The 12,529-nt window shown below is 73.9% G+C and carries 7 protein-coding genes; 4 read left to right on the top strand and 3 right to left on the bottom strand.

The annotated features are described in order from the left end of the window. Positions 1–57: 57 nt before the first annotated feature. Positions 58–3,792 carry an AfsR/SARP family transcriptional regulator gene (locus tag OG509_RS17955; protein WP_406183519.1) on the top strand — a complete coding sequence of 1,245 codons (3,735 nt, stop codon included), beginning with the start codon at positions 58–60 and terminating at the stop codon, positions 3,790–3,792. Here the strand turns inward: OG509_RS17955 and OG509_RS17950 are convergent. Together OG509_RS17950 and OG509_RS17945 are read right to left on the bottom strand one after the other, a co-directional pair. Continuing rightward, on the bottom strand, positions 3,779–5,776 hold the full coding sequence (locus OG509_RS17950) for a sigma-70 family RNA polymerase sigma factor (RefSeq protein ID WP_406183518.1): 1,998 nt from the start codon (positions 5,774–5,776) through the stop codon (positions 3,779–3,781). The two genes, OG509_RS17955 and OG509_RS17950, sit on opposite strands and share 14 nt — an antisense overlap. 259 nt (positions 5,777–6,035) lie before the next feature. After that, entirely contained in the window at positions 6,036–6,806 is a 771-nt protein-coding gene (locus tag OG509_RS17945; protein ID WP_406183517.1) for a TetR/AcrR family transcriptional regulator, read from the bottom strand. 342 nt (positions 6,807–7,148) lie between these two features. Between OG509_RS17945 and OG509_RS17940 the strand changes: the two genes are divergently transcribed. After that, entirely contained in the window at positions 7,149–8,567 is a 1,419-nt protein-coding gene (locus tag OG509_RS17940) for an NAD(P)/FAD-dependent oxidoreductase (protein WP_406183516.1), read from the top strand. 113 nt (positions 8,568–8,680) lie between these two features. Then, positions 8,681–10,459 (top strand): SpoIIE family protein phosphatase, encoded by a 1,779-nt coding sequence (locus OG509_RS17935; RefSeq protein WP_406187614.1) that lies wholly within the window; start codon positions 8,681–8,683, stop codon positions 10,457–10,459. A gap of 65 nt (positions 10,460–10,524) precedes the next feature. Here the strand turns inward: OG509_RS17935 and OG509_RS17930 are convergent, their stop codons facing one another. Then, positions 10,525–11,820, bottom strand: a complete 1,296-nt coding sequence (locus tag OG509_RS17930) for an MFS transporter (protein ID WP_406183515.1) — start codon at positions 11,818–11,820, stop codon at positions 10,525–10,527. Between the two features lie 113 nt (positions 11,821–11,933). On the opposite strand from OG509_RS17930, the gene OG509_RS17925 reads away from it, so the two are divergent. Further along, positions 11,934–12,470: a MarR family winged helix-turn-helix transcriptional regulator gene (locus OG509_RS17925; protein WP_134073164.1), complete on the top strand. Its 537-nt coding sequence runs from the start codon at positions 11,934–11,936 to the stop codon at positions 12,468–12,470. Positions 12,471–12,529 lie beyond the last annotated feature (59 nt).

The raw sequence follows: 12,529 nt of genomic DNA, 5'->3' as shown, positions 1-12,529 counted from the left end.
CGCGGGCTCCGGGAAAACCCTCCGGCACCCCCGGCAGGGGCAAGGCAGAATTGCCCGGTGCGGTATCTCATCCTTGGCGTCACCGAGGCGCGCGACGAGACCGGCGCCCCCCTCCCCATCGGTGGCGCCCGCCTGCGCGCGCTCCTCGCCGCCCTCGCGCTCCGCGCCGGCGGCCCGGCCGCCACCGTCGCCGACCTCGTCGACGACATCTGGGGCGACGATCCGCCCCAGGACGCCCCCGCCGCGCTCCAGGCCCTCGTCGCCCGGCTCCGCCGGGCCCTCGGCGGCCGGGACGCCGTCCCCGCCGGCCCCGCCGGCGGCTACCTCCTCGCCGTCGCCGACCGCGACGAAGTCGACCTCCACCGGTTCACCCGCCTCGCCCGCCAGGGCGCCGGGCAGCTGGCCGCCGACCCCGCGACCGCCGCCGTAACCCTCCGAACCGCCCTCGCCCTCTGGCGCGGCCCCGCCCTCGCCGACCTCCCCGAGCCCGCCCGCACCGCCTACGCCGCCACCCCCGAAGCGCACCGCGCGGCCGCCCTCCGCGCCCGGATCGACGCCGAACTCCGCAGCGGGGCCGCCGACCCGGCGTCCCTCCTCCCGGAGATCGAGGCACTGATCCGGGAGCACCCGTACGACGAGCCCCTGCGCGCCCAGCAGCTCCGCGCCCTCCGCGCGTCCGGCCGTCCCGCCGACGCCCTCGCTGCGTACGAGGACACCCGCCGCACCCTTGCCGAAGCCCTCGGCACCAACCCCGGCCCCGAACTCACAGCCCTCCACACAGAACTCCTCGACCCCCCAAGCCCGACACCCCCCACGACGCCCCCACCCCCGGCGCCAGCCGCGCCCGCGCCTCCGGCGCACCCGGCGACGCCCCCACCCCCGCTGCACCCCGGGTCCCCAGTGCCAACCGCGTACCCGGCAACTCCGTTGGCCACAGAGGCGGCCGCGCCCGCAGTGCGTCCCGCAGCGCCCGCCTCCCCGGCACTCGCCGAGACGCCGGCGTACCCTGCATCCCCTGCCGCTCCCGCGGTACCGGCGCCTCCACCCGTACCCGCGCTTCCGGCCGAATCCGCGCCCCCGGTACGGCCGGTGCCTCCAGCCGCGCCCGCATCTCCGGCGCATCCCGCACCCCCAGCGTTCAGGGCGGCGCCGCCTGCAACCGCGCCCGCACCCCGAGCGGTGTCCGTGCCCTCGGCGTCCGCGGACCCCGTGCACCCGGCGGTGCCCATGCACCCTGCCTTCCCGGCGGAGCCGCCGGCGCTCGCGCGCCCCGCGCCCCCGGCGGCAACCGCACCCCCCGCCCAGCCCGGCGAGCGCGCCGGGAACCTTCGGCCTCGGCTTACCTCCTTCGTCGGGCGAGAGCCCGAGCTTGCGGGGCTTCGCCGGGATATGGCCCGGCTGCGGCTCGTCACCCTCACCGGGCCCGGCGGGTCCGGGAAGACCCGGCTCGCCGAGCACGCGGCCGCCGACCACCCCGAACCCGGCTGGCTCGTCGAACTCGCCCGCCTCGACCACCCCGCCGCCGTGCCCGGCGCCGTCCTCAGCGCCCTCGGCCTGCGCGAGAGCACCCTCGTCGCCCGCGACAAGGCCCCCGCCGACGAGCCCGCCGCCCAGCTCGTCGAGCACTGCGCCAACCGCAGCCTGCTCCTCGTCCTCGACAACTGCGAGCACGTCATCGGCGCCGCCGCCGAACTCGCCGAACACCTCCTCACCCACTGCCCCGGCGTCCGGATCCTGGCCACCAGCCGCGAACCCCTCGGCGTACCCGGTGAAACGGTTCGCCCCGTCGACCCCCTGCCCCCCGACCCCGCGCACCGCCTCTTCGCCGACCGCGCCGCCGCCGTCCGCCCCGGCTTCACCCCCGCCGACGACCCGGCCGCAGTCGCCGAGATCTGCGCCCGCCTGGACGGGCTGCCGCTCGCCATCGAGCTGGCGGCGGCGCGGCTGCGGCTGCTCACCCCGCGGCAGATCGCCGACCGGCTGGACGACCGCTTCCGGCTCCTGACCGGCGGCGCCCGTACCGTACTGCCCCGCCAGCAGACCCTGCGCGCCGTCGTCGACTGGTCCTGGGACCTGCTCGACGACAGCGAGCGCACCGTCCTGCGCCGGCTCTCCGTCTTCGCCGGCGGCTGCGACGTGGCCGCAGCCGAAGCCGTCTGCGCCGACCCCGACGCCGCCGACACCCCCGACGTCCTGGACCTCCTCGGCTCCCTCGTCGACAAGTCCCTCGTCGTCGCCGCCCCCGCCCCCGACGGCATGCGCTACCGCCTCCTGGAGACCATCCGCGAGTACGCCGCCGAACGCGCGGCCGCGCACCCCGCCGACCGCCGCGCCGCCGCCCACCGCCACGCCGCGCACTTCCTGGCCCTCGCCGAGGAGGCCGAGCCCCTCCTGCGCGGCGCCGCCCAACTGCCCTGGATCCGGCGCATCGAGACCGAGCTCGACAACCTCCGCGCCGCGCTCCTCCACACCGTCCACACAGGCGCCGTCGAAACCGGCCAACGCCTCGCCCTCGCCCTCGGCTGGTTCTGGTGGCTGCGCAACTACCGCACCGAGGGCGCCGAATGGACCGCCCGGCTCCTGGAGACCAGCTCCGCCGAGCCACCGGAAGGCACGCCCGCCTACTGGCGCTTCATGCGCCTGCGCATGCTGCACGTCTTCCTCATCGCCGACGGCAACGCCCCCAAGGACCTCCGGACCCCGCAGAGCATCGCCCTCGCCGAGCGCGTACGCCAGATCTTCCGCGCCGGCGGCCCCGAGACCGCCCGTTTCCCCGGCATGCTCTGGCCGATGACCAGCCTCCTCACCGGCAACTCCGTCGACTTCCGCGACGGACTCGACGAGACCGTCGACAACTGCCGCCGCCACGGCGAGGACTGGGAACTCGGCGTCTCCCTCATGCTCCGCACCCACATGGGGATCGACATCACCGGCGGCCTGTCCACCGTCGACGCCGACCTCGCCGAACTGCACGAGATCGCCGACCGCGTCGGCGACCGCTGGACCCGCTCCCAAGTGGCCAGCGCCGCCGGCGAGGTCGCGCTCTCCCGCGGCCGCTACGACTGGGCCCGCAGCGAGTACGAGGAGTGCCTGCGCCTCGCCCGCGAGGTCGGCGCCCACATGGAGACGCCCTTCGCCATCGCCCGGATCGCCGAGTCCGCCTTCTGCTCCGGAGACTTCGCCGGCGCCGAGCAACTCCTGGCCGAGGCGGCCCGCGAAGCCGAGCGTTACGGCGGGATGCACGAGATCCAGGCGTACGGTGGCATGCTCACGGCGCTCGTCGCCCTCGTCGCCGGCGACCTCGGGCGGGCCCGTACCGAGTGCGAGCTCGCGCGCGCCGCTGCCGGAAAGATGTCCGGACCCCCGCAGCTCGCCGCCGGACTCGGCAACATCGACGCCGTCCTCACCGGCCGCGAGCACGGCCCACAGGCCGGCCTCGCCAAGCTCGCACCGGCCCTGGCCACCGCCGTCGCCGCACGCTGCGCCGAGCGCGTCCTTGCCTCGCTCACCGACACCGCGGCCGTGCTGCTGTCCGCCTCGGGGCGCACCGCAGAGGGAGTACGGGTGCTCGCCGCGGCCACCGCCTGGCGCGCGGGCCACCCGCGCTCGGTCCCGGAACAGGCCGCCGTCGGCGGACTCCCGGCCGCCGCGCGCTCCGTGCTCGGCGCCGACCGCTACACGGCGGAGGAGGCGGCGGGCGCGAAGCTCTCCCCGGCCGAGGTCGCCACCCTCGTCACCCAGGCCACCGAGGCCACCCAAGCCACCGAGACCACCCGGGTCACCGGCAGCTGATCACGGCGTCGGCCCAGCTCGCCAGGGTCGGCAGGCTGCCCTGCCCGGCCTGCTCCACCACCAGCCGCAGCGTCTTGCGCCCGGCCAGGGAGACGTCGACAGCGGCGGCCGGATCCCCGAACCCGAGCGCGTCCGACCGCCACAGACGCTGCCCGTCGGCGTACACGGAGAACCGCACCGTGCCGTCGGTGAACAACGACAGGTCGTCCACCCCGGCCCGCGCCGAGAACGCGGTGCACTGCCGGTTCAGGGTGATCTCCACCGAGGAACGGGAGTTCACCGTGATCCCCTGCGCGAACCGCCGGTCCGCGATCCGCAGCCCCCACCGCTGCCACACCCAGCTGCTGCGCCCGGTCTGCAGCTCGGGACCGCTGTGGTCGCCGAACGCCGCGTGCCCGAGCCCCGCCAGCCGGAACCCCTGAGGCGGCTTCGGTACGGACGGCGACGGCGAGGGGGACGGCTTGGCCGGGCTCGGGGTCGGGGACGGAGTCGGCGAGGGCTTCGGCGCCGAGGACTCGGGCGGAGCCGGAGCCGGAGCCGGGGCCTTCGGCTTCGAGGGTGAGGGGGTCGGCGCAGCGGGAGTCCTGCCCGGCTCGGAGGGTACGGAGCCCTGCGCGGCCGGCGGCTCCGCACGCGTCGGCGCCGGTGTCCGCGGAGCCGGGACCAGCGGCACGACGGGCGCCGCCACACTCGGCGCGAGCTGCGCCGCGGCCCCCGGCCCGGGATCGTCCCCGGCCAGCGCGAACACCACCCCCGCGGCTGCGGCGACCGCGATCCCGGCGGCGATGGCGGCCTTGACCGGCAGCCCGAGCACCTCGGAAGCCACCGCACCCCCGACCCCGGACCCGGCACCCCCGGCAGCCCCACCAGCAGCTCCAGCTCCCGCAGTCCCACCGGCAGCCCCGGCACCACCCGCAGCCCCCGCCCCGGCCCCCGCCGTCGACCCGCCCGCGGCCGCGGCGGCAGCCCCCGCGCCCCCCGCGACGACGGCCCCGCCGGCCACCACACCGGCCGCCTTCGCCGCGTACCCGGCGGCGAACCAGCCGATGACCGCGACGGGCAGCAGCGCGGGAATGCCCGCGTTGACGTCCTTGAGCTCCCCGGCGGCCAGTCGGCACTTCGCGCACTCCTCCAGGTGCCCCCGCAGCCCCCGCTCCGCCCGCATCCGCAGCCCGCCGCGGGCATACGCCCCCAGCCGGTCCGCGTACCGCGCGCAGTCCCCGCCCGCACTCAGCGCCGAGCTGACATGCGCCTGCAGATAGGCCTGCTTGAGCCCCTCCCGGGCCCGGCTGGCCAGCACCGCCGTCGCATTGGCGCTCAGCCCGAACAGCGGGGCGATCGCACTCGGCGAGGCGTCCTCGACGGTGGTGTGCCACAGCACGGCCTGCCAGCGCTCGGGCAGACTCCGGAAGGCCTGCATCGCCAGCGACTGCTCCGCCTCGCGCATCGCCCGGACTTCCGCGCCCAGTTCGAGGGTGTCGTCCCCGGACAGGCCGGACATGCCACCGCCGACCTCGGTCCCCGCGGCAGCCTGCTCCGCGAACACCGCGAAGTCCTCGACGAGATGCTCCCGCCGGGAGGTCTTCGCCCACGCCGCAGCGACCCGGCGCACCGTGGTCAGCAGGTACGCCCGCACCGACTGGTCCGGCCCGGCCCCGCCCCGTACCGCCTGCAGCGTCCGCGCGAACACCTCGGCGGTCAGGTCGTCGGCCGTGTGCGCATCGCGGCAGCAGGTCCGCGCGTAGCGCCGTACGGAATCCGCGTGCCGGAGGAACAGCTCCTCGTACGCACCGTCGTCGCCCCCGCGCATCCGGGCGATCAAGTCCCCGTCGGACGGAGGCAGATCGGCACCGGAATACCCCGAGCCCGCGTGCCGCCCGCGCCGCGGCTCGCGCTGCGCAGGGACCTGGCGTGCGGCCGGGCTCTGCGCCTCGACCTCGCCGCCGGCACCGCCGAGCGGCTCTTCCCGACCGTCAACGCCCATCGCGGAAGCCCCCGCACGCCACACTCAACCGGTACACCGTTCAAGCGTGTCACACGGGGGGCGCGCGCCGGACCCGTCTTCCCACCATCCACTCGTCCGGGCAGCATCCGGTGAAACCCCGTACCGACCCTCACTCTTTCGAGACAGAGGCCGTTCGGAGGACCGTTCGACGAACAGGTCGGCGAACCGGTCGGCGGGTGGGACGGGCAGCGGCAGGCACCCCCACAGGGGCGTCCGCGAGGACCGTGCCCCGTACGGCTCAGGCCGTCCGGGACCGCAGCCCTTCGAGCAGGATGTCGAGCAGCCGGGACGAAGCCGCCGCCTGCTGCGCCGCGTCGGGCAGCGCCGGAGCGGCCGTGGCTATCACCAGCAGCACATCGGCCACCGTGACATCGCCGCGCAGCTCACCCGCCTCCCGGGCACGGTCGACCAGCCGGCCGACCACCTCCAGCAGCGCGCCCGCGCCCGCGTCCTCCGAGGGCTCGTCCTCGGTCGGAGTCCGCGAGCCCACGACCCGCAGCTCGGGGGCCCCGCCGGTCACGCCGGCCTGGCGCTGGTGCGGAACCCGCGCCGCCGGCTCTTCGACCTCGTCCTCGGCCGCCGACCCGACCCGCAGCACCTGCGGCGGCAGCAGCCGCCCGGCGCCCGAGGCCACGGAGGTGCGAAGGAAGCGCGACAGCGCCTGCCACGGCTCCTCCTCCTGGCCCAGCGCGGCCTGGGCCTGCTCGGTCAGCCTGGCGGTCTCCTCCTCGGCTATCCGGCGGACCAGGACGTCCTTGCTCGGGAAGCGCCGGTACACGGTGCCGACGCCGACGCGTGCGCGTCGCGCCACGTCCTCCATCGGAGCCCCGTAGCCCAGCTCGCCGAACACCTCGCGGGCCGCGCGCAGCACGTGTTCGAGGTTGCGCTGGGCGTCGACGCGCAGCGGCGTGGAGCGGCCCACGCCGTGCGTCGTGGCGCCCGTCATCAGGCGGCCGTCGCTCTCACCCGAGAGCGCGGTCGCAGAACCATGGAAATCGGAAATATGCATATGTATCCCCCGGTGATCATTTGTCTCCCCCCGGAGACACTCCCCGCCTTCGTGTCGAGGTGGGCCACGGTCATGTGGGCCCCGGTCTTACTCCTCGACGAGATACGAACATAGTTGAGCCAGAGTCAATTCAGAAGAGGCAGCCCCGGACGGACCACCGCCCGATCGGAGCATTCACCCCCACTTTTCCGATCCAAGCCCCCGGAATCACCCCTTCCGTACCACCTGACCTGCGGAACTCCACCCCCACTCAAGCCATCCGGCAGCCCCGTACCGGCACCCCCTCCGGTCACACAATGTGTCAGGCCTGTGGACAAACTCCCGGCCACGTTGCGTCATGGGATGGTGAAGGCTGCTAACTCCCGGGGCACGACCCCCGGTACCCCGCCCCGCACGCGCATCCTCGTCGTCGGCGGCGGCTACGTCGGCATGTACACGGCGCTCCGGCTCCAGCGAAAGCTCAGAGCCGGCGAAGCCGAGGTCACGGTCGTCAGCGCCGAGCCGTACATGACGTACCAGCCCTTCCTCCCCGAGGCGGCCGCGGGCTCCATCTCCCCGCGCCACGTCGTCGTGCCGCTCCGCCGCATCCTCGACAAGTGCCGCATCGTCATCGGCGAGGCCCAGCGCATCGACCACGCCAAGCGGACCGCGACCGTCGCCACCCTCGCCACCGAGGACGAGGGCACCGGCGCGCTGGAGATCGAGTACGACGAACTCGTCCTCGCCCCCGGATCCGTGTCCCGCACCCTGCCCATCCCCGGACTCGCCGACTACGCCATCGGATTCAAGACCGTGGAAGAGGCCATCGGCCTGCGCAACCACGTCATCGAACAGATGGACATCGCCTCCTCCACCCGCGACCCCGCCCTCCGCGACTCCGCCCTCACCTTCGTCTTCGTCGGCGGCGGCTACGCGGGCGTCGAGGCCCTCGGCGAACTGGAGGACATGGCCCGCTACGCGGCCCGGTACTACCACAACATCAAGCCCGAGGACATGAAGTGGGTACTGGTCGAGGCCAGCGACCACATCCTCCCCGAGGTCGGCCCCGAACTCGGTGTCTACACGGTCCGCGAACTGCGCCGCCGGGGCATCGACGTACGCCTGGAGACCCGGCTCGACTCCTGCGAGAACCGCGTCGCCGTCCTCAGCGACGGCGCCCGCTTCCCCACCCGTACCGTCGTGTGGACCGCAGGCGTCAAACCGCACCCGATCCTCGCCGCCTCCGACCTCCCGCGCACCGAACGCGGCCGCCTCGCCTGCACCGCCTTCCTCACCGTCGACGGCGTCGAACACGCCTGGGCCGCCGGCGACGCCGCCGCCGTCCCCGACATCACCGCCAAGGAGGCCGACCGTGAATGCGCCCCCAACGCGCAGCACGCCGTCCGCCAGGCCAAGGTCCTCGCCGACAACCTGGTGGCCTCCCTGCGCGGCGAGCTCCTGACCGAGTACGCGCACAAGTACGCGGGCTCCGTGGCCTCCCTCGGCCTCCACAAGGGCGTCGCCCACATCTACGGGCGCAAGCTCAAGGCCTACCCCGCCTGGCTGATGCACCGCACCTACCACCTCAGCCGGATCCCCACCTTCAACCGCAAAATGCGCGTGCTCGCTGAATGGACCCTCTCGGGCCTCTTCAAGCGTGAGATCGTCTCCCTCGGCTCACTCGAACACCCCAGGGCAGAATTCGAACTCGCCGCCGGACACGGCCACAGATTCCCCCCGCCCCCACCCGCCCCCAACCCCCCGAAAGGCAGCCAGGGCTGACGTTGTCAGTGCGCTCGGCCACACTGGACGTGTGACCATAGGTGGGCCCACGCCTGCACACAGTGACATTCACGGCACAGCGACCACTTGCGACACCACGAGGCTTGAACGCAGTGAACTTCACGCGCTGGAGCGCCCGTTTTCCCGGAACGCAGCGCCGCGCCGCCGCCCGGTCCGAGCACGCCGCCGCCCAGGCCAAACGGGGTGAGGGCGCCGTCCCGGCAGCCCGCGGCGCCGCGGCCCGCCCGGCCACGGCGCCGGACGGCGGCCCCGCGGACCCCACGGTCTCCGGCACCGGGACGGGCTCGGGCAACGGCCCGGGCACCGGCCCGAGCACCGGCCCGGGCAGCGGCGTCCTCGCCGCCGTGCCCTCCCTCGACGAGCTCTCCGTACGGGAGGTCCTCGGCCGGCTCCCGGCCCTCGTCGCCCTCGTCCACGGCCCCGAACACCGCGTCGCCTACGTCAACGACGCCTACACCGCCGGATTCGGCCCCCGCCCCACCGGCGCACCCGCCCACGACGCCCTCCCCGAACTCGGCGAGCTCGGCCTCCTCCCGCTCCTCGACCAGGTCCAGCGCAGCGGCAAGCCCCGTACCGCCAAGAACCGCACCGCCCCCGGCGGCACCAGCTCGTACACGGTCACCTGTACCCCCGTCGAGTTCCCCAAGGCCGCCACCGAAGGCGAAGCCGACCCCCACCACACCGGGGTCCTGATCCACCTCGCCGACGTCAGCGACCACGCCGAAGCCGTCGAACGGCTGCGCGCCAGCGAGCGCCGCCAGCGCGAGGCCGCCGTCACCCTCCAGCGCTCCCTCCTCCCGCAGGAACTCGAACAGCCCGACGACCTCCGCATCGCCGCCACCTACCAGCCCGGCGGCACCGAGGCCGCCGTCGGCGGCGACTGGTACGACGTCATCACCCTCGGCGCCGGCCGCACCGCCCTCGTCATCGGCGACGTCATGGGCCGCGGCGTCCGCGCCGCCGCCGTCATGGGCCAGCTGCGCACCGCCGTCCGCGCCTACGCCCGCCTCGACCTGCCCCCGCACGAGGTGCTCCAGCTCCTCGACGGGCTCGCCGCCGAGATCGACGCCAGCCAGATCGCCACCTGCGTCTACGCCGTCCACGACCCCAACGAGGGCCTGCTCGCGTACGCCTCCGCCGGCCACCTCCCGATCCTCGTCCGCGACGAGGACGGCACCGTACGCCGGGCGGCCGACCCCACCGGGCCACCGCTCGGCACCGGCGGTTGGCTGCACACCTCCGGCACCATCGCGCTGGGCCCCGGCTCCACCGCCGTCCTCTACACGGACGGCCTCGTCGAACGGCGCGGGGAGGACATCGACGAGGGCGTCGCCGCCCTGGAACGCGCGCTCTCCGGCGCCCAGGGCACCCCCGCGGTCATCTGCGACCGCCTGATGCGCGCCCTCGGCGTGGACGCCGACCACGACGACGACGTCGCCGTCATGGTCCTCCAGCAGCCGAGCCGCACCGGGGCCGACGCCGAGCTCTTCCACAACGCCGCGCTGGAACTCCTCGGCGGAGTCGAGGCCGCCCCGCGCGCCCGTGCCTTCGCCTCCGGAGTCCTCGCCTCCTGGCGCTTCCCGGTCGAGCTGTGCGACCTCGGCGTCCTCGCCGCCAGCGAGCTCGTGGCGAACTCCCTCCAGCACGGCACCCCGCCCATGCGGCTGCGGCTGCGCCGCACCGACCGCCGCCTGATCATCGAGGTCACAGACGGGGACGACCACCTCCCGCGCCGCCGCCGCGCCGAACCGGCCGACGAGACCGGCCGCGGCATCTCGATCATCGCGACCATCGCCTCCTCCTGGGGCTCGCGCCGCACCCCGGGCGGCGGCAAGGCCGTCTGGTGCGAGTTCGCCCTGCCGGACAAGTAGCGGATACGCGAAAGGCCCGGTCCACGGGGGACCGGGCCTTTCGCGTATCTCGTATCGCTTCGCTCCTACGCGGGCACGCGCGCGGGCTCGGCGGCCGGCACGACCACCGCCGGCACCGCCTCGCCCTTCAGCAGCGACGGCTTGTCCTGCACCGCGCTCAGCTGCTTGCCGAGCCGCAGCGACAGCCACGCGATCCCCAGCGAGACCACGACGAACACCCCGATGTAGAGCATCGGCACACCCGCACCCAGCGGCACGCCCAGCGGCCCGAGAGCCAGCGCCATCTGCTTGACCAGCGCGAAGGCCGAGTTGTACTGGCCCACCGAACCCTCCGGCGCGAGGTCGGCCACCAGCGGGGCCAGGGTCGGCGACAGCATCGCCTCGCCGATGCCGAAGAGCGCGTACGTGGTGATGAACGCGGCGGCGGCCATCATCGCGCTGCCGTGTCCCAGCCCCGAGAACCCGGCGATGACCCACGCCACGGTCCAGATCAGGCCGACCAGCGCGATCACCCGGGACCGGCGGCGCTTCTCGACCAGCTTCAGCACGACGAACTGCGCCACGACGATCGCACCGGTGTTGGCGGCCAGCGCGAAGCCGAGGGTGGACGGGGAGATCCCGGCGGCCTCGGTACCGAAGGCGGCGAGACCGGATTCGAACTGCCCGTAGCAGGCGAAGAAGATCACGAAGCCCAGGACCAGCAGCTTGACCATGGCCTTGTGTTCGAGCAGCCGCTTCCACGCACTGCCCGACCGGGACTCGTCCCGCGGCACGGCGTCCTTGATGCTCGGCGCGTGCGGCATCCGTACGGTGAGGATGACCCCGGCCAGGACCAGGAACATCACGGCCTCGATGCCGAACAGCAGGGTGAAGCTGGCGGGCCGGCTCTCGTCGACGATCTGGCCGCCGATGAGGCCGCCGATGCCCAGACCCAGGTTCTGCATGAAGAACTGGAGCGCGAAGGCACGCGTCCGGGTGCCCGGCGTCGAGCACCACACGATCATCGTGGCCAGCGCGGGCTGCATGACGGCCTGCCCGGCGCCGAGCGCCAGGGCGGACAGCAGGATCGGCACGATCCCGGTGGACAGCCCGAGCGAGAGGGCGCCGGCCGAGGCGGCGACGGCCGCACCGATGACCACGGGGACGGGACCTCGGCGGTCGATGACCCGACCGGTGAGGGGCAGCGCGACCAGGGCACTGACGGCGAAGGCCACGAACGCGCTCGTGGCCGCCATGGAGCCCAGACCTCGCACCTGCGCCACGTAGATGTAGAGGAACGGAACCGTGAAACCGATGCCGAACGCGGTCAACGCGTTGCCGGCCTGGATCCGCCGCATCGCAGCGCCCATCACCTTGGTCACTTCTCACCTGCCTTTGAGAACTGAAGCCCGAAGACTTCATACCTAAACTTCGATCCTTAACTCTACACATCGAAGGAGTTAGACGCCAACGGGCCCGTGCGATACTTCGAACCATGGGTGACACCCCCGACGGCACCGCGCCCGTCCACGAGCCGAGCCTCGACGAGCAGATCGCCGTCTATCAGCGCGAGTTCCAGGACCTCGATCCGCAGGTCGAGAAGGTGGTCTCGGCCCTGAGCCGGCTGAACCGCCGCATGAACGTCGCGTACGGACGGCAGACCGCCGCTCTGGGCATCAGCAACGCGGAATGGGAGGTCCTCAAGGCCCTCGTCATCTCCGGAGCCCCTTACCGGATGGGCCCGAGCGAACTCGCGAAGCAGCTGGGCCTCACGCCGGCGGCGATGACCCACCGGATCGACCGCATGACGGCGGAGGGACTGGTGACGCGCGAGCGGGACGAGTCCAACCGGGTCCGCGTGATCGTGGAGCTCACGGACGAAGGCCGCAGCAAGTGGCTCGACGCCATGCGGGCGGCCACGGTCTTCGAGGAGGACCTCCTCCAGGACCTCTCCACGGCGGAACGGGGAGTGCTGGGCGACATGCTCACCCGGCTCCTGGACCGCGTGGAGGACCTCCAGTCGCGGAGCTGACCGGCGCCTGAGCTGTGGGGTTGACACCGACCCCGTGGATCCGTAAGGTTCTTCGAGTT

This window comes from Streptomyces sp. NBC_01006 (assembly GCF_045162725.1).
GTDB lineage: Bacteria > Actinomycetota > Actinomycetes > Streptomycetales > Streptomycetaceae > Streptomyces.
This window is presented reverse-complemented; position numbering and strand designations above follow the sequence as displayed.

Bases quoted from the DNA above. Each gene is read 5' to 3' on its own strand.
- OG509_RS17950 (WP_406183518.1), bottom strand. From the start codon at position 5,776: ATGGGCGTTGACGGTCGGGAAGAGCCGCTCGGCGGTGCCGGCGGCGAG.
- OG509_RS17945 (WP_406183517.1), bottom strand. From the start codon at position 6,806: ATGCATATTTCCGATTTCCATGGTTCTGCGACCGCGCTCTCGGGTGAG.
- OG509_RS17940 (WP_406183516.1), top strand. From the start codon at position 7,149: ATGGTGAAGGCTGCTAACTCCCGGGGCACGACCCCCGGTACCCCGCCC.
- OG509_RS17925 (WP_134073164.1), top strand. From the start codon at position 11,934: ATGGGTGACACCCCCGACGGCACCGCGCCCGTCCACGAGCCGAGCCTC.